We start from the raw sequence: 16311 nt of genomic DNA, 5'->3' as shown, positions 1-16311 counted from the left end.
GCAGTCATTCTTGTTTTTCTCTTCATCGCATTACCTTAGGTTCGAACGTCCGCTTTTGGCCGATTTCTGCCTGTCACGACCGGCTGAAACCGACTCAAAGCCGCCGCTGGCCAAAGGCAGAAAACGGCCAATAGCAGCAGCTCGGCACGCCGAGACGTTAGGAGCAGCCTCATATAAGTAAATGACTAAGCAATGCATACCTGGGTTGGTCGCTAACGTGTGGAGATCTTCTTCATTGGATAGTTTGGTTTAAGGTCGTGATTATCTGCAATGCCGTACCAAAACCAAAAAGGCTAATGCTTCGGTCTTTGTTCGACTCGTGTGGCCATTCCACATACCTAGTCAGCACAGAGGTCCCCCCTTTCATCGCGGATACTAGAGCAGCCTCCTGTTGTGGGGAAAAGCCAGGATCAGCACGAGCAGTGACAGGCGCCGCGTTGTCGATGCGCAGCGCTATAGAAGAGCCGGGGAAGTGATCATTCCCTATCTGCACAAAATAGGACGAAGCGCCGGAGACACCTACGATCAGGCTTGTTCTGGACATTGCACAATAATGAGTATCGCTCATGCCATCTTGCATGCAGCGAAGATCCCAGTTTTCATCATAGTTGTCCTTCAGGATATCAAGCACGTTAGTCGGCAGCCCTTGTACTGAGCCGCTGCCATAGGTGTAGTCGAAACGGTATTTGGCACCGTTGAGCGTTCCCGACTCTACGCGATGAAGCACATTGTTCCTTCCCGACATCAGGTCGAAAGATACGTGACAGACGACTTTTCCTCCTTGGAAAATCGGACCTACAATATTGATCATCTCAGGCGCGGCCACTGTTGGCTTATTCTTTTTGTACCCAGACTCATACTGCGTATCGGGGCACTGTGCTGCTTGGATTACATGCGGTGCGAGGGCAGCAACCACAATTGCGAACGTGATGGGCCTAAAATTGTACATTTCATTAATCCCTTAATATGAATGGTCTGCATAGGAAAAATCAGGCCCTATCCTATACCTGAGTTACCCCCAATCCATCCCTTGCTGTGCTGTAGGCGCCACAGTAGGCGGCACACAGTCACCTGATTCGGGTCGGAAGCAGCCCTTCGCGACTGCTGAAATGGGCCGATAGCAGCCAGCAATGAGTCAATTTCGCCCAAAAGCTGAGCCTCATGGATACAGTTGCCGACTTGCCCTCCCCTCTGTGACGACGGACGAACCCACCGCCACAGAGGGATTGCCCTTACTCCTTCACCTCAACCTTATCCAACGCCTGATTCACCGCCAATTCCCCCAACATCACCACCTGAGTAATCCCCAGCAGCGTCTTGCGATGCGAGTTATCCAGCAACGCCGCGAAATTGCTGAGCATGGTAGTCGCCGAGCCCAGTGATTCGCTGGCGTTGGCCAGCAGGGATTCGGTGTCGTATTTGGGGTTGGCGAGGAACATGGGTTCGGGTTCGTGGGTGCTGGCCATGATGTTGGCACCTGGGTTGAGGTAGTGGTCGAGGGCGCGTTCGGCGGCTTCGTGGAGTTTTCTGGAATCGAGGGATTCGTAGGGGGATGCTGGATTGTTGTCTGGTGGGTTTGGTGTTGGTTTGATCATGGTGAAACCTCTAGCGCGAATATTTCAAGGAGCCATCACCCTCTCGCTACCAAACGGAGGGTGGCGGCCATACGCGGGTTGGTAGACCGGTCGCACTAGAACCCGGCGCCCACAAGTGGGCCCCACGCATGACCACCATGAACGCAAAGTCTTGTGAAACCGACTGCGTAAAGGTGAAGCCATGAGTCTAGAACGATCCGGGCTACCAAACCCGCTCACTGTTTTTCAGTGACCCAGCCACGATAGAACCCCTGTCCTAGACGCACAAGCCGGCGGATTCTGGCGCACGCGTAGGCAACGACGCAAGGCGTTGTAGCCGTTAGGACGTAACACTGAGTGTCTTTAAACGTGGGCCTTGAAACCTGTTTAAGTGCATCAACAGTTGGGCAAAACATCCGAGCCTGGATATGGGGTGTCAGGTCTGGCGTCATCGCGGGCAAGCCCGCTCCCACAGGGTTTGTGGCGCGCTCGACGTCTTGGGGTGGCAATGTATGCGGCCTGCACCGGGTTGGGGTTTATCGCTGGCGCTGGTTGATGGGATTACTGGATCGGCCGGGCAGCATGCGGGTCAGGGTGTTGTCGCGGACCCAGTAGTGGTGAAACAGCCCCGCCGCTGCGTGCAGGCCGATCAGCCAGTAACCGGTGCTACCCAGCAGCTCATGCCAGTACTTGAATTGCTTGGCCAGGTCCGGATCAACCGCCACTGGCGATGGCAGGTAGAACTCGAAATAGGGCATCGGTTTGCCGCCGGCCGAAAGCATCAGCCAGGCCAATAACGGTGTGGCGATCATCAAGACGTACAACGCCAGGTGCATCAGGTGCGAAACGCCGGTCTGCCATTTGGGCAGTGCCGGGGTGATCGGTGGCCGAGGCGTCAGGCGTCCGAGCAAGCGCACCCACACCAGGGCGAAGATGCTTAAGCCGAAGAGGCCGTGCAGCCCGAGAAACATGGCTCTCAACGGTTGGCCCTTGGGCAGCAGGCCTTTGATTTCGATGCAGGCGTACACGCCCACGAACAGCGCCAGCATCAGCCAGTGCAAGGTGATTGAGAGTTTTCCATACCGATGGGTCATTGATTCGCGGGTCATAACGGGCCTCTTGAATGTCATTGCCGGCGGCCGAGTCATTCGTGCGGCCGGGGTGCGGTGTGTCAACGCACCGACGGGGCACACCCTGCCCGCGAAGTCTTAAGGCAATCTGAAGACAGCGGAAGATGATCTTTTTGTCACCTTCAGATTCCGTTAAGAAATGGCTTCGATACTTCTCCCACACTTACTCGGGAGGCGTCTTCCAATGCCTGACTTTGAATGGAATATTCCTCTACCCCTGCGCTTCGGCCAGGCCGAAACCCCGCCGATGAGCCTGGCCAGGGCGTTGCCGGACGACTTCGAGCGCCCGGTCTTTGAAGCTTTTATTCAGCAGCGTTTTCGTAAGGCCCATGGCGCCGACATTCGTCATTTCATGCCGGAGCTGTTTGGCGTGAGCGATGCCGCCGGCACGCTGTGTGCGGTTGCCGGTGTGCGCATGGCCAATGCTGAATCGTTGTTTCTGGAACGTTATCTGGACGAGTCGATCGAGCCGTTGATCAGTGCTGCGGCCGACCGCCCGGTGGATCGTGCCGGTATCGTCGAGGTCGGCAATCTGGCCGCCAGTGACACCGGCAGCGCGCGGATGAGCATCATCGCCATCACTTACTTGCTGGCCATGGGCGGCCTGGAATGGGTGGCGTTCACCGGCAATATCGGTCTGGTGAACAGCTTTCATCGCCTGGGCTTGAAACCGGTGACGCTGTGCGCGGCCGACCCTGAGCGGCTGGGGGACGAACGCCAGCACTGGGGCAGTTATTACGAGAGCAAGCCTTGGGTGCACGTCGGCAACATCCGCGCCGGTTTCATTCATTTACGCAACATCGGGATGTTCAATCGCCTGGGTTTGTCCTCGACTCTTGAGGAGTCCAGCCATGTCGCCTGAAGTCGAGCGTTTCAAACAGACCCTGCGCAGCCATGCCGAGCGCAAGACCAGCGCCATCGCGTTGTGGGGTGACAATCAGAAGGTGGATTACGCCACGCTGTATGCCGAAGTGGTGTATCGCCAGCAACGGCTGCGCGATGAGCAGGTCAAGGTGATTGCGCTGGCGCTGGACAATGGCGTCGACGCGATGCTCTGGGACCTGGCCGCGCTGTTCGATGGCCTGACTTGCCTGACGTTGCCGCCGTTTTTCAGCACCGCTCAGCGTGCCCATTGTCTGGAACAGAGCCAGGCCGAACGGGTGATTGCCGAACCCGCGCTGGACGACGAATTGCAAGCGGCCGGCTACGAGAAGACCGGTGAGTTCTGGCGCCGCACGTTCAGCGGCCCGAACCGTATGCCGGAAGGGACCGCCAAACTGACGTTCACCTCGGGCACCACGGGTACGCCCAAAGGCGTGTGCCTCAGCGCCGAGAGCTTGTTGACGGTCGCTCGCGAACTGAATCAGGCGAGCAAACCCGCTGATCCGCAGCATCATCTGGCGTTGTTACCCCTGGCGATTTTGCTGGAAAACCTCGGTTGCTACGCCGCGCTGTATGCCGGGGCCAGGTTGAGTTTGCCCAGTCAGAAAACCCTGGGCATTCAGGGGGCCAGCGGTGTTGATGTGCCGCGTCTGCTCGGTTGCCTGGCCACCCGGGCGCCGGAGAGCCTGATCCTGGTGCCGCAGTTGTTGCAGATGTTGGTCAGCGCCGCCGAGCAGAAAGCCTTCAGTCCTTACTCGTTGCGGTTTGCGGCGGTGGGTGGTGCGCGGGTGTCCGAGGAGTTGTTGCACCGCGCGCAACGCATCGGCATTCCTGTTTACGAAGGTTACGGCCTGTCGGAGTGCGCCTCGGTGGTGTGCCTCAATCGCCCCGAAGCGCGCCGCCCCGGCAGTGTCGGCAAGCCCCTGCCCCACGTAACGATTCGCCTGGCCGAGGACGGCGAAGTGCTGGTCAAGGGCTCGACCTTGCTCGGTTATCTGGGAGAGGCGCCGCACACCGATGAATGGTGGCCGACCGGCGATCTCGGCGAGTTCGACCCGGACGGCTTTCTCTACCTCAAGGGTCGCAAGAAGCACCAATTCGTCACCAGTTTCGGGCGCAACGTCAATCCTGAATGGGTCGAGGCCGAATTGACTCAGCGCCGCCATATCGCCCAGGCCTTCGTCTACGGCGAAGCCATGCCGCACAACCATGCGCTGCTCTGGCCCCACCGCCCGGACTGCACCGATGCCGAACTGGCTGCCGCCGTCGCCGAGGCCAACGAGGTCTTGCCCGGTTATGCGCAGGTCCATCACTGGACACGTCTCGATCAACCCTTCACCCCTGCCAATGGCTTGCTCACCGCCAATGGCCGCCCGCGCCGTGACGCCATCGTCGAGCGTTACCGGGCGCAACTGACTGAATCTGTACTTTCCGAGGAATCCGCATCATGAGTTTTTTCGACACGCTGCAAGAAGCCACGCAACACGAACGCCATGAACTGTTCAACCTGCCGGTCATTCGCGATGCCCTTGAGGGCAAGGTCAGCCTCGAAAGCTACCGCGCTTTTCTGGCGCAAGCCTATTACCACGTGCGCCACACTGTGCCGTTGATGATGGCGTGCGGGGCGAAATTGCCGTCGCGCCTGGAATGGCTGCGCAAAGCGGTGTGCGAGTATATCGAGGATGAATACGGCCACGAACAGTGGGTGCTGGACGATATCGAAGCCTGCGGCGGCGACCGCATTGCCGTGCGCGACGGTCGTCCGAGCCTGCCGATTGAATTGATGGTCAGCTACCTCTACGACCTGATTGCCCGCGACAACCCGGTCGGCCTGTTCGGCATGGTCAACGTGCTGGAAGGCACCAGCATTGCCCTGGCGACCCATGCCGCTGGCAGCATCCGCGAGCGTCTGGCGTTGCCGGAAAGCGCCTTCAGTTACCTGAGCTCCCATGGCTCGCTCGACATCGAGCACATGCAGACTTATCGCCGGTTGATGAACACCCTCGACGATCCGGCCGATCAGGCGGCGGTGATTCACGCCTCCAAAGTGGTTTACAGGCTTTACACCGACATGTTCCGCGGCTTGCCGCGTGACGGGGAGGCCCTGCATGAAGTTGCATGAAGCCCGCGTGGTGCTGACCGGTGCCAGCGGCGGCATCGGCCTGGCGATCGCCACTGCGTTGTGTGCCAGCGGTGCCCGGGTGCTGGCGGTGGCTCGGCACCAGGAACCGCTGCTGCCTTTGCTTGAACGCTATCCGCAACACCTGTGCTGGGTCGGCGCGGACCTGACCGTGCTGTCCGACCGACGCAAGGTGCTGACCGCGGCCGAAGCGATTGGCGGGGTCAACTTGCTGATCAATGCCGCCGGGGTCAATCATTTCGCCATGCTCGAACAGCTGGAGGACAGCGACATCCACGCGATGCTGGCGGTGAACATCAGCGCGCCGATCTGCCTGACCAAAACCCTGCTGCCGCTGCTCAAGCAAGCCGAGAGCGCGATGGTGGTGAACGTCGGCTCGACTTACGGCTCCATCGGCTACCCCGGTTACGCCAGTTATTGCGCGACAAAGTTTGCCTTGCGCGGGTTTTCCGAGGCCCTGCGCCGGGAACTGGCGGACACCCGGGTCAGCGTGCTCTACGTCGCCCCGCGTGCCACCCGCACCAGCATGAACAGCCCGGCGGCGCAGGCGTTGAACGATGCGCTCAAGGCCAACGTCGACGATCCGCAAACTGTCGCCGCCGCAGTGATGCATGCGATTGCCGGTGACCGGCGCGACTTGTACCTCGGCTGGCCGGAGCGCTTTTTTGTGCGCCTCAACAGCCTGCTGCCCAATCTGGTGGACCGTGGCTTGCGCAAGCAATTGCCGCTGATCCGTCGCCTGAGTCAGAAGCCCGACAACGAGACCCTCAAACCATGAAGAAAATCATCGCTTGCCTGCTGCTGGGGGCTCTGAGCCAGAGCGTCTGGGCACTGGAACCCGCCGATCAGCAACGCCTCCAGGGCATTCAGCAAAGCTGGGCGCACATTCAATACGAAGTCCCGGAAGCGCAACGCACCGCTGCGTTCGAGAAACTGGCAGCCCAGGCATCCGCGTTCACTCAGGAACGTCAATCGGTGGCCGAAGCCTGGATCTGGTCCGGCATCGTCAACAGCAGCTGGGCCGGTGCCCAGGGTGGCCTCGGTGCGCTGAGCAAGGTGAAGGCGGCGAAAGCCGATCTGGAGAAAGCCATGACGCTGGACCCCAAAGCCCTGCAAGGCTCTGCCTACACCAGCCTCGGCGCGTTGTATGACCGCGTCCCCGGCTGGCCCATCGGTTTCGGTGACTCGGACAAGGCCGAACAGTTACTCAAGCAGGCCTTGCAACTCAACCCGAACGGCATCGATAGTCTGTACTTCTGGGGCGATCACCTCTACCGTGAAAAACGTTACAGCGAAGCTAAAGTCGCGCTGCAAAAGGCCCTGCAAGCTGCTCCAAGGCCAGGCCGGGAAATCGCCGACGCCGGGCGTCGCAAAGAGATCGAAACGCTGCTGGTGGACGTGAACAAGAAAATCGACTGACAGGAGTCCGTGTGCGCTTATTACTGATTGAGGACGACGTGGCCCTCGGCGAGGGCATCCATCAAGCCTTGGGCCGCGAAGGTTATACCGTCGACTGGCTGAAGGACGGCACCAGCGCCTTGCATGCGCTGCTCAGTGAAACCTTTGACCTGGCGGTGCTCGACCTCGGTCTGCCGCGCATGGACGGGCTTGAAGTGCTGCGGCGCTTGCGCGACAGCGGCTCCAACCTGCCGGTGCTGATCCTCACCGCCCGGGACGCGACCGAAGACCGCATTGCCGGGCTGGATGCCGGGGCCGACGATTACCTGATCAAGCCCTTTGATCTGGCGGAACTCAAGGCTCGCCTGCGGGCCTTGTTGCGGCGCAGTGCCGGTCGCGCCCAGGTGCTGATCGAACACGCCGGCATCAGCCTGAACCCCGGCACCCAGCAAGTCAGTTATCAGGGCGAGCCGGTGGCGTTGACGCCCAAGGAATATCAGCTGCTCCACGAATTGCTCTCGCCGCCGGGCCGGGTCATGACCCGCGATCACCTGATGCAGTTGCTGTATGGCTGGAACGAGGAAGCCGAAAGCAACACCCTGGAAGTGCACATCCATCACCTGCGCAAAAAATTCTCCACCGACCTGATCCGCACCATTCGCGGTGTCGGATACCTGGTGGAGGAGCGCCGATGACGTCGATCCGGCGCCGCACGCTCACGCTGATCATTGGCCTGATGCTGGTCGGGCTGGCGGTGATCAGCCTGTTGAACCTGCACGACAGCAATCACGAAATCGCCGAAGTCTACGATGCCCAACTCGCGCAAAACGCCCGGCTGTTGCAGGGTGTGATGCGCATGCCGATGGCGAGCAAGGAACACGCCGATCTGTATCAGGCCTTCAACAAGGCGCTGGGCGAGGCCGAGCCCAGGGTCGACGGCCATCCCTACGAATCCAAAATGGCCTTTCAGGTCTGGAACCGTAACGGTGAAGTGCTGGTGCACACCGCCAGTGCCCCCTCCTTCAACGCGCCTCCGTCGACACCCGGTTTCAGCGATGTGGTGGACCTCAACAACCGCCATTGGCGTGCGTTCCTGCTGGTAGACAAACAGAACGACCTGAGAATCTGGGTCGGCGAACGGGACGACGTGCGTTCGGATCTGGTGGACCGGATCCTGCGCCATACCTTGGGGCCCAATGTGCTGGGCAGCCTGATTCTGGCGGCGATGATCTGGCTGGCCATCGGCTGGGGCCTCAAGCCGCTGGAAGACATGGCAGCGACCTTGCGCGCGCGGCACAGCGGTTCGCTGGAGCCGCTGCAACTGACCCCGTTACCCAGTGAACTGGAGCCGATGCAAGCGGCGCTCAACCGCATGCTCGCGCAGATTCAGGAAGTGATGGGCCGCGAGCGGCGCTTTATCGCCGATGCCGCTCACGAAATGCGCACACCGCTGGCGGTGCTGCGTGTGCATGCGCAAAATCTGCTGGAGGCCGGCACCGAGCAAGAGCGCCGCGAATCCCTGGAGTTTTTGATTGCCGGTGTCGACCGCACCAGCCGCCTGGTCAATCAATTGCTGACCATGGCCCGCCTCGAACCCAAAGCCATCGCGCCGGTACTGCGCAGCATCGACCTGGCCAACACCGTGCGCGACAGCCTCGTGCAGCTCACGCCGTGGTTGCTGAGCAAGAACCTTGAACTGGCCTTCGACGTCACCGATCGCCCCTTTGAAGTGGTGGCCGACGCCGCCGCTATCGACATCGCCTTGAACAACCTGATCAGCAACGCGGCCAACTTTTCCCCTGAGCATGGGGTGATCACGGTGCAGCTCAGTCAGGCGGACGGCTTCTATTCGCTGAGCGTCGAGGACCAGGGGCCCGGCATCGACGAAGCGGATCGCGGGCGGTTGTTCGAACGCTTCTACAGCCGTGGCAATGCCCATGGCGCGGGTCTGGGCCTGACCATCGTCAACACCATCGCCACCCGGCTGGGCGGACGCATCACCCTGACCAACCGCCCGGAAGGCGGCTTGCGCGCCACGCTGTCGATTCCCGACAGCCAACCCCGCGATCCGCTACAACGCACCACGCGCGAGTTGCCGCCGAATGCTTGAGTGATCCGGACAGGATGTGGTGAGCCAGCTGACGCCATCGCGGGCGAGCCCGCTCCCACAAGGATTTGTGTCGACCGCAACACTCAACAACGACACCAAACCCTGTGGGAGCGGGCTTGCCCGCGAAGACGGCGGCACATCCAGCCTCCCTCTGACAGTCATACCCCGCAGCAAGCCATTTACAGTTCCCTCACTTTTTAGCACTCGCCAAATAATGCGCCACCAACGCATTGGCATGCCCATGCCCCATTCCATGCTCATCCTTCAACCAAGCCACCATTTCCATATGCTTCTTGCCACTCACCGTCCCGAGCAGCTCCAGCCAATGGCTGATGGGTTGCCCATACTTTTTCTCGATGGACGGGAAGTACGACGCCGGGCCTTTCACTTTTGTCTCTTCGGTCATGCTGCAAGCTCCCTTTATCACGACGGAGTGTCGGATAACGCTCCTTGTCGTCATCCCTCGAATTGAAGGCCAGGATGGCTGCGCAGTCCAGTGGGAATAATCAGTTAATAAGCAACGATGGAAGCTATCGCAAAGCGCTCTAACGAACTGTCAGTTCTTACAGGTCATTTTTAGTTTGGCCGGGGATACGCTGTCCCCCTGGAGTGAATTGAGGGATTCATCATGTTTCGCAATCATCTATTGCCGCTGGGTGTTTTCATGTTGGCGATGCTGCCCGTTCACGGCAATGCCGCAGGCGCCCAGTGGACGCCCATCACAGACGAAGTGGAATTCAAGTGCGCTAACGGCAACACGACGCCGGGCTACAGCGTTTATGTGGTTGGCAACCATCCGACGTTAGGGAACTGGGACCCGGCCAAGGCTGTAAAACTCAACGATAAACCCGGCTACCCTACATGGACCGGCAAGGTCCTTTTTCCAGGCGCGGACGACGGCAAAGATGTGGAATGGAAATGTATCGTGCGCAACGAGACCGTACCGACCGACGTGCAGAAGTGGCAGAACAATCCCAACAACATCGTTAAGTTGGCTTTCACTGCGAAGAGTGTCGGCACGTTCTGAAGCGTGAGTAAGCGTCTGGAAAAATGAATCTGACACGCTCCCGCTCCTGTGGCGAGGGAGCTTGTCGGAACGCCGCACCGTCCCGTTCGGTCGCGAAGCGGCCCGGTCTCTCCTGAAAAACGCAGGGGACTGCTGCGCAGTCCAGCGGGAGCAAGCTCCCTCGCCACAGGGGTTGTGTTGGTTGCTTCATTGTTTGGCTGATCAGCGTCTGTGATGGGTGCCAGGCTATCCCATCAACAACCCCTGCTCCGCCTCGCACAACTCCACCACGTAATCCCACATCACCCGCAGCCTTACCGACTTGTGCAGCTCGCGCCGCGTGCTGATCCAGTAACTGCGCTCGATGCTTTCATCCGGAAACAACGGCACCAGCTCCGGATCGGCGCTGGCCATGTAGCACGGCAACACCGCGATCCCCAGCCCCGAGCGCGCCGCTTGTTGCTGGGCGATGACGCTGGTGCTGTGGAACACCACCTGCGGGTTGCGGCAGAAGCTGTTGAGGAACATCAGTTCCTGGCTGAACAGCAGGTCGTCGACGTAGCCGATCCACGCGTGGCGACCGAGGTCTTCGCGGCTGAGCAGCGGCGGTGCCTTGTCGAGGTACGTCTGGCTGGCGTAGAGCGCCAGGCGATAGTCGGTGAGTTTTCGGGTGACCAGCATGTCGGCGGCCGGGCGTTCGAGGTGGATGCTGATTTCGGCTTCGCGGTTGAGGATGCTGACGAAGCGCGGCACGGCCACCAGTTCCACTTCCAGTCCGGGGTAGCGTTCGAACAGGCCGTTCATGCGGCTGGCGAGGAACATGATGCCCAGCCCTTCAGTGACGCCGACGCGGATTTTGCCCAGTGGCGCGGTGGATTGGGTGATTTCCTCTTGCGCCAGCAACGCGACGTTTTCCATGGCTTCGGCGTGTTTGAGCAGCGCTTCGCCGGCCGGGGTCAGTTCGTAGCCCTGGGCGTGCTGGACAAACAGCGCGGTGCCGAGGCTCTTTTCGATGGCCTCGATGTGCCGGGCAACAGTGGCGTGAGTGGTGTTCAAGCGGCGTGCAGCGGTGAGCAAACGTCCGCTGCGCTGCAACTCGAGAAAAAACCGCAGGTCATTCCAGTCGAACATGAGTCGTCCTTGGGTCTACGCTGTGTGAGGCGCTGTCTGAAAACGCACAGCGGCTGCGCAAAAACTAACATTCTTTTGACGAAAGCTAACAACTAGGATGACCGACAACAAGAACAACAATACGAGGTCAGGGATGCAGACTTCCCTTGATGAATTCGACTACATCGTGGTCGGCGCCGGGCCGGCCGGGTGTTTGCTGGCCAATCGGCTGTCAGCCGACCCGCAACACCGCGTATTGCTGCTCGAAGCCGGCGGCCGCGATAACTACGCATGGATTCACATCCCCGTGGGTTACCTGTTCTGCATCGGCAACCCGCGCACCGACTGGTGCTTCAAGACCGAAGCGCAACCCGGCCTGCAAGGTCGTGCGCTGAGTTACCCGCGCGGAAAAGTGCTGGGCGGCTGTTCCTCAATCAACGGCATGATCTACATGCGCGGCCAGGCCGGCGACTATGACGGCTGGGCCGCTGACGGCAATCCGGGCTGGAGCTGGAACGACGTCCTGCCATTGTTCAAGAAAAGTGAAAACCATTTTGCCGGCGACTCGGAGTTTCACGGCGCCAGCGGCGACTGGCGGGTCGAGCGTCAGCGGCTGTCGTGGCCAATTCTGGATGCGTTCCGCAGCGCCGCCGAGCAAAGCGGCATTGCCAGCATCGATGACTTCAACCAGGGCGACAACGAAGGCTGCGGCTATTTTCAGGTCAACCAGAAGGCCGGGATTCGCTGGAACGCGGCCAAGGCGTTTCTCAAACCGATCCGCAATCGCGCCAATCTCACCGTACTGACCGACGTTGAAGTGGACCGTGTGCTGCTGGAAAACGGCCGTGCTTCGGCGGTCAGCACTCGCTACCAAGGTCAGGCGAAAACCTTCAAGGCGCGCAAGGAAATCGTGTTGTGCGCAGGCTCCGTCGGTTCACCAAGCATCCTGCAACGCTCCGGCATCGGCCCTCGCCCGCTCCTGGAAAAACTGGGGATCGGCGTGGCCCATGAGCTGCCGGGCGTGGGCGCCAATCTACAGGATCACCTGCAACTGCGGCTGATCTACAAACTGGAAAATGCGCGCACCTTGAACCAGATCGCCGGCAGCGTGTGGGGCAAGATGGGCATGGGCCTGCGCTATCTGTACGACCGCAGCGGCCCGCTGTCGATGGCGCCGAGTCAGCTCGGGGCGTTTGCCCGGTCGGGGCCGGAGCAGACTTCGGCGAATCTTGAATACCATGTGCAGCCGCTGTCGCTGGAGCGCTTCGGTGAACCGCTGCACGCCTTCCCTGCTTTTACCGCGTCGGTTTGCGATCTGAGGCCGCAGAGTCGGGGGCGGGTGGAGATTCGTTCCGCCGATCCGCAGGAAGCGCCGCTGATTCAACCCAATTACTTGAGCCATCCAGAGGATTTGCGGGTGGCCGCCGATGCCATTCGCCTGACCCGACGCATCGTCGCCGCCCCGGCCCTGCATGCGTTCAAACCGGTCGAGTACTTGCCCGGCGACAGCTTGCAGACTGAAGAAGAATTGCACGAAGCCGCTGCGCGGATTGGCACGACGATTTTCCATCCGGTGGGGACCTGTCGGATGGGCAATGATAGGGATGCGGTGGTCGATGCCGAGTTGCGGGTTCACGGCATTCCCGGCCTGCGCATCGCCGATGCTTCGATCATGCCGCGCATTACCTCGGGTAATACGTGCTCGCCTACGCTGATGATTGCCGAAAAGGCTGCGCATCTGATCCTAAACCCTGCTGTACACACCGAACCTGTGGGAGCGGGCTTGCCCGCGAAAGCGGTGGATCTTCAACATTGATGTGCACTGACACTCCGCCATCGCGGGCAAGCCCGCTCCCACAAAGGATCGCGCTGGATTTACAGACGTAGAAATTACCCGCTGCAAGGAACACGCAACACCAGTGGAACAACAAAAACAATCACTGTGAGGGATACCGATATGTCAGAACATGTTCAGCCCCTGGATGCCACGCGCAGCGTCGACACCAGCCCCGATACTCGCAAAGTCATCTTCGCGTCGTCACTCGGGACGGTGTTCGAGTGGTACGACTTTTTCCTCTATGGCGCCCTCGCGGCGGTGATCAGCAAGCAGTTTTTCGCCGGGGTCAACGACACCACAGCGTTCATCTTCGCGCTGATGGCGTTTGCCGCCGGTTTCATCGTCAGGCCGTTCGGCGCGTTGGTGTTCGGGCGATTGGGGGACATGATCGGGCGTAAATACACGTTCCTCGCCACCATCATCCTCATGGGCCTGGCGACCTTCTGCGTCGGGTTGCTGCCGACCTACTCAAGCATCGGCATCGCCGCGCCAATCATCCTCGTGGTGCTGCGCATGCTTCAGGGCCTGGCCCTGGGCGGTGAGTACGGCGGCGCCGCGACCTATGTCGCGGAACACGCGCCGATGGGTAAACGCGGCTTCCACACCAGCTGGATTCAGTCCACCGCCACCCTCGGCCTGTTGCTGTCGCTGCTGGTGGTGCTCGGTTGCCGCTACTTCACCGGCGACCAGTTTGAAGTATGGGGCTGGCGCATTCCGTTTCTGTTTTCCATCGTGCTGCTGGGCATCTCGACCTGGATTCGCTTGAGCCTGCACGAGTCGCCGGCCTTCGTGAAAATGAAAGAGGAAGGCAAGCTCTGCAAGTCGCCGCTGCGCGATTCCTTCGGTAAATGGGAAAACCTCAAAGTCGTTTTGATTGCCCTGTTCAGCATCAACGCCGGGCAAGCGGTGACCTTTTATGCGGCGCAGTTTTACGTGCTGTTTTTCCTCACGCAGTTCCTGAAGATGGACCCGGCCCTGGCCAACAGCCTGCTGATTGTCAGCGTGATCATCGGCGCGCCGTTCTTCATCTTTTTCGGCTGGCTGTCGGACAAGGTCGGACGCAAACCGGTGCTGATGATCGGCCTGTTGCTCGCAACTGCGTTGTACTTCCCGATCTTCAAATCCATCGCCCACTACGCCAACCCGGCCATCGACCAGGCCAGCCGCCAGGCACCGATTACCGTGCTGGCGGATCCGGCCACCTGCACGTTCCAGTTCGATCCGGTGGGCAAGGCGAAATTTGACAGCCCGTGCGACAAGGTCAAAACCTTCCTGGTGAAACAGGGCCTGCCCTACAAAACCGAAGCGGCACCTGCCGGCAGCGCGGTGCAGGTCAGCGTCGGTGACGTGAAACTGGATGGCTTCGATGAAGCGGCCTTGCGCGGTGCGGTGACCTTGGCGGGCTATCCGTCACAAGCCGATACGCAACAGGTCAACAAGCCCATGATCGTGGGGCTGATGGTGGTGCTGATCATCATCTCCGCCATGTGCTACGGCCCGCTGGCGGCGCTGATGGTCGAACTGTTCCCGACCCGTATCCGCTACACCTCGATGTCCCTGCCGTACCACATCGGTAATGGCTGGTTTGGCGGCTTCCTGCCGACCGTGTCGTTTGCCTTGGTGGTGTATACCGGGGACATCTTCTACGGACTGTGGTACCCGGTGGTGATTACCGCGGTGAGCCTGGTGGTGGGGATGATCTGTCTGCGTGAGACCAAAAACGTGGATCTGGACACCAACTAAGGGCAATACACACCCCACAACGCCCCGCCATGCGGGGCGTTTTCAAGTGTGGCGGCGATCACATCGCAAGGGTTCGTTTTGCCTGCTGCCTTGGTTCAACGTGCAGCGCCTTGATGTAATCCACCAGATACCGCGCATCCTGCGCGACCCCGGAAAAACGTCCTGAGCCCCAGGTGTATAACCACGGCAACCCGAGGAAGTACAAACCCGGCTGCGCGGTGATTCCGCGCTGGTGCCCAGGATGACCGCGACCGTTGAACACCGGGGCTTCGACCCAAGTGAAGTCCGGACTGAAGCCGATGCACCAGATGATGCTGGTGATGCCTTCGTCCACCAGATCCAGTTCACCGCGTTCCTGCCCTGGCACCCAGACCGGCGTGTAAGGCGCACCCGGCGGAGCGTCAATCGCGTGCTGTTCGATGTACTTGTCGATCGACGTATTGATGCGGTTATAGACCGCATCGGCGCTGTCCAGGCTCTCGCCCAGGTTGTGGGCGAATTGCATGCGAGTGCCCTGCAAGCCCTCCAGTCGACCGAACAATTCCATGCCTTCGCGAGCGAAGCTGCGCAGGTCAATGTCTCGCCCGCCGTCGCGCCCGGTGACGTAATGGTTGGTGTTGTCGCGCACGCCTTCACGCAGCGGGTGCGTATCGACACCAATCTCGTAATAGCCCATCTCCGCCAGCCAATCGACCACGTCCTTGCCACGGTAGAAACGCGCACAACGCGGCGCATCCCCCACCGCCAGATAGACCTTGCGACCCGCCAGGTGCAAGTCTTCGGCAATTTGCGCGCCCGACTGCCCAGAACCGACCACCAGGACATTGCCTGCTGGCAAGGCTTGCGGGTTGCGGTATTGCTCGGAGTGAAGCTGATGAATGCCGGCCGGCAGACGTTCGGCCAGGCGCGGGATGATCGGCGTGTGGTAACCGCCCGACGCGACAATCACCTGGTCGGCTGTGAACTCGCCTTGCGAGGTGTGAACCTCATACCCCCCAAGGCTGCGGGGAACCACGCGCTGCACCGTGACACCTTCGCGGGCCGGGGCGTTCACCGACTGGACGAAACCGGCCAGGTATTGATTGATCTCGTCCTTCTTCATGAAGCCGTGAGGATCGCTGCCGTTGAAATCATCGATGTAGGTGTAACCCGGCAATGCGCATTGCCAGTTAGGCGTGACCAGACTGAACGCATCCCAGCGCTGGTTGCGCCAGGTGTGGGTCAGGCTGTGTTTTTCCAGCACCAGATGATCGATACCTGCCTGTTGCAGGAAGTAGCTGGCGGACAATCCGGCCTGACCGCCGCCGACGATGATCACGCTGTGGTGGGGAGGTTTGATTGAGGTGAGGTGGCTGGTCATGGCGCGCTCCGGTGCTCGGTA

At 60.3% G+C, this 16311-nt stretch carries 16 protein-coding genes; 10 read left to right on the top strand and 6 right to left on the bottom strand.

Translation table 11 applies throughout. The features are described 5' to 3' along the window. Positions 1-232: 232 nt before the first annotated feature. The 3 genes from K0F88_RS23710 to K0F88_RS23700 form a co-directional block, all read right to left on the bottom strand. Positions 233-949 (bottom strand): hypothetical protein, encoded by a 717-nt coding sequence (locus K0F88_RS23710; RefSeq protein ID WP_219096720.1) that lies wholly within the window; start codon positions 947-949, stop codon positions 233-235. Between the two features lie 283 nt (positions 950-1232). Further along, a complete protein-coding gene (locus tag K0F88_RS23705; protein WP_094467760.1) occupies positions 1233-1595 on the bottom strand; it encodes a DUF6124 family protein in 363 nt (120 codons plus the stop codon). Positions 1596-2110: 515 nt separating this feature from the next. Beyond that, positions 2111-2683, bottom strand: coding sequence for a cytochrome b (locus tag K0F88_RS23700; RefSeq protein WP_094467761.1), 573 nt, complete (start codon positions 2681-2683; stop codon positions 2111-2113). 205 nt (positions 2684-2888) lie between these two features. Here K0F88_RS23700 and K0F88_RS23695 point away from each other — a divergent pair, with 205 nt between their 5' ends. Genes K0F88_RS23695 through K0F88_RS23665 form a run of 7 tightly spaced genes read left to right on the top strand, consistent with a single transcriptional unit; the run spans position 2889 to position 9234 of the window. After that, positions 2889-3566, top strand: a complete 678-nt coding sequence (locus tag K0F88_RS23695; protein WP_219096719.1) for a thermostable hemolysin — start codon at positions 2889-2891, stop codon at positions 3564-3566. After that, positions 3556-5037: an AMP-binding protein gene (locus K0F88_RS23690; RefSeq protein WP_219096717.1), complete on the top strand. Its 1482-nt coding sequence runs from the start codon at positions 3556-3558 to the stop codon at positions 5035-5037. The genes K0F88_RS23695 and K0F88_RS23690 overlap by 11 nt, the downstream gene beginning before the upstream one ends. Then, on the top strand, positions 5034-5708 hold the full coding sequence (locus tag K0F88_RS23685; RefSeq protein ID WP_219096716.1) for a TenA family transcriptional regulator: 675 nt from the start codon (positions 5034-5036) through the stop codon (positions 5706-5708). Before K0F88_RS23690 ends, K0F88_RS23685 begins: the two co-directional genes overlap by 4 nt. Beyond that, a complete protein-coding gene (locus tag K0F88_RS23680; protein WP_219096715.1) occupies positions 5695-6504 on the top strand; it encodes an SDR family oxidoreductase in 810 nt (269 codons plus the stop codon). The genes K0F88_RS23685 and K0F88_RS23680 overlap by 14 nt, the downstream gene beginning before the upstream one ends. Next, positions 6501-7145, top strand: coding sequence for a tetratricopeptide repeat protein (locus tag K0F88_RS23675; RefSeq protein WP_219096714.1), 645 nt, complete (start codon positions 6501-6503; stop codon positions 7143-7145). The genes K0F88_RS23680 and K0F88_RS23675 overlap by 4 nt, the downstream gene beginning before the upstream one ends. 11 nt (positions 7146-7156) lie before the next feature. Beyond that, complete coding sequence (locus K0F88_RS23670; RefSeq protein WP_219096713.1) at positions 7157-7819, top strand: response regulator; 663 nt, start codon at positions 7157-7159, stop codon at positions 7817-7819. Further along, the gene (locus tag K0F88_RS23665; RefSeq protein WP_219096711.1) at positions 7816-9234 is read left to right on the top strand and encodes an ATP-binding protein; all 1419 of its coding nucleotides are present in this window, start codon (positions 7816-7818) and stop codon (positions 9232-9234) included. The genes K0F88_RS23670 and K0F88_RS23665 overlap by 4 nt, the downstream gene beginning before the upstream one ends. A gap of 190 nt (positions 9235-9424) precedes the next feature. Here K0F88_RS23665 and K0F88_RS23660 read toward each other — a convergent pair whose 3' ends face one another. After that, positions 9425-9640 (bottom strand): DUF4287 domain-containing protein, encoded by a 216-nt coding sequence (locus K0F88_RS23660; RefSeq protein ID WP_094467769.1) that lies wholly within the window; start codon positions 9638-9640, stop codon positions 9425-9427. Between the two features lie 222 nt (positions 9641-9862). Here K0F88_RS23660 and K0F88_RS23655 point away from each other — a divergent pair, with 222 nt between their 5' ends. Next, positions 9863-10261: a carbohydrate-binding module family 20 domain-containing protein gene (locus K0F88_RS23655; RefSeq protein ID WP_219096709.1), complete on the top strand. Its 399-nt coding sequence runs from the start codon at positions 9863-9865 to the stop codon at positions 10259-10261. Between the two features lie 225 nt (positions 10262-10486). Here K0F88_RS23655 and K0F88_RS23650 read toward each other — a convergent pair whose 3' ends face one another. Continuing rightward, on the bottom strand, positions 10487-11371 hold the full coding sequence (locus K0F88_RS23650) for a LysR family transcriptional regulator (protein ID WP_219096708.1): 885 nt from the start codon (positions 11369-11371) through the stop codon (positions 10487-10489). A gap of 133 nt (positions 11372-11504) precedes the next feature. Here K0F88_RS23650 and K0F88_RS23645 point away from each other — a divergent pair, with 133 nt between their 5' ends. Further along, positions 11505-13166, top strand: a complete 1662-nt coding sequence (locus K0F88_RS23645) for a GMC family oxidoreductase (protein WP_219096707.1) — start codon at positions 11505-11507, stop codon at positions 13164-13166. Positions 13167-13307: 141 nt separating this feature from the next. Continuing rightward, positions 13308-14930 (top strand): MFS transporter, encoded by a 1623-nt coding sequence (locus K0F88_RS23640; protein WP_219096706.1) that lies wholly within the window; start codon positions 13308-13310, stop codon positions 14928-14930. Between the two features lie 58 nt (positions 14931-14988). Here the strand turns inward: K0F88_RS23640 and K0F88_RS23635 are convergent, their stop codons facing one another. Continuing rightward, complete coding sequence (locus K0F88_RS23635) at positions 14989-16290, bottom strand: MSMEG_0569 family flavin-dependent oxidoreductase (RefSeq protein ID WP_219096705.1); 1302 nt, start codon at positions 16288-16290, stop codon at positions 14989-14991. Positions 16291-16311 lie beyond the last annotated feature (21 nt).

This window comes from Pseudomonas sp. UMAB-40 (assembly GCF_900095275.1).
Classification (GTDB): Bacteria; Pseudomonadota; Gammaproteobacteria; order Pseudomonadales; family Pseudomonadaceae; genus Aquipseudomonas; species Aquipseudomonas mandelii_B.
This window is presented reverse-complemented; position numbering and strand designations above follow the sequence as displayed.

What these genes read in the sequence shown, in the direction of transcription:
- K0F88_RS23685 (WP_219096716.1), top strand. Translation starts at nt 5,034, where the DNA reads ATGAGTTTTTTCGACACGCTGCAAGAAGCCACGCAACACGAACGCCAT.
- K0F88_RS23700 (WP_094467761.1), bottom strand. Translation starts at nt 2,683, where the DNA reads ATGACCCGCGAATCAATGACCCATCGGTATGGAAAACTCTCAATCACC.
- K0F88_RS23635 (WP_219096705.1), bottom strand. Translation starts at nt 16,290, where the DNA reads ATGACCAGCCACCTCACCTCAATCAAACCTCCCCACCACAGCGTGATC.
- K0F88_RS23655 (WP_219096709.1), top strand. Translation starts at nt 9,863, where the DNA reads ATGTTTCGCAATCATCTATTGCCGCTGGGTGTTTTCATGTTGGCGATG.
- K0F88_RS23645 (WP_219096707.1), top strand. Translation starts at nt 11,505, where the DNA reads ATGCAGACTTCCCTTGATGAATTCGACTACATCGTGGTCGGCGCCGGG.
- K0F88_RS23650 (WP_219096708.1), bottom strand. Translation starts at nt 11,371, where the DNA reads ATGTTCGACTGGAATGACCTGCGGTTTTTTCTCGAGTTGCAGCGCAGC.
- K0F88_RS23665 (WP_219096711.1), top strand. Translation starts at nt 7,816, where the DNA reads ATGACGTCGATCCGGCGCCGCACGCTCACGCTGATCATTGGCCTGATG.
- K0F88_RS23705 (WP_094467760.1), bottom strand. Translation starts at nt 1,595, where the DNA reads ATGATCAAACCAACACCAAACCCACCAGACAACAATCCAGCATCCCCC.
- K0F88_RS23695 (WP_219096719.1), top strand. Translation starts at nt 2,889, where the DNA reads ATGCCTGACTTTGAATGGAATATTCCTCTACCCCTGCGCTTCGGCCAG.
- K0F88_RS23680 (WP_219096715.1), top strand. Translation starts at nt 5,695, where the DNA reads ATGAAGTTGCATGAAGCCCGCGTGGTGCTGACCGGTGCCAGCGGCGGC.
- K0F88_RS23640 (WP_219096706.1), top strand. Translation starts at nt 13,308, where the DNA reads ATGTCAGAACATGTTCAGCCCCTGGATGCCACGCGCAGCGTCGACACC.
- K0F88_RS23690 (WP_219096717.1), top strand. Translation starts at nt 3,556, where the DNA reads ATGTCGCCTGAAGTCGAGCGTTTCAAACAGACCCTGCGCAGCCATGCC.
- K0F88_RS23675 (WP_219096714.1), top strand. Translation starts at nt 6,501, where the DNA reads ATGAAGAAAATCATCGCTTGCCTGCTGCTGGGGGCTCTGAGCCAGAGC.
- K0F88_RS23660 (WP_094467769.1), bottom strand. Translation starts at nt 9,640, where the DNA reads ATGACCGAAGAGACAAAAGTGAAAGGCCCGGCGTCGTACTTCCCGTCC.
- K0F88_RS23710 (WP_219096720.1), bottom strand. Translation starts at nt 949, where the DNA reads ATGTACAATTTTAGGCCCATCACGTTCGCAATTGTGGTTGCTGCCCTC.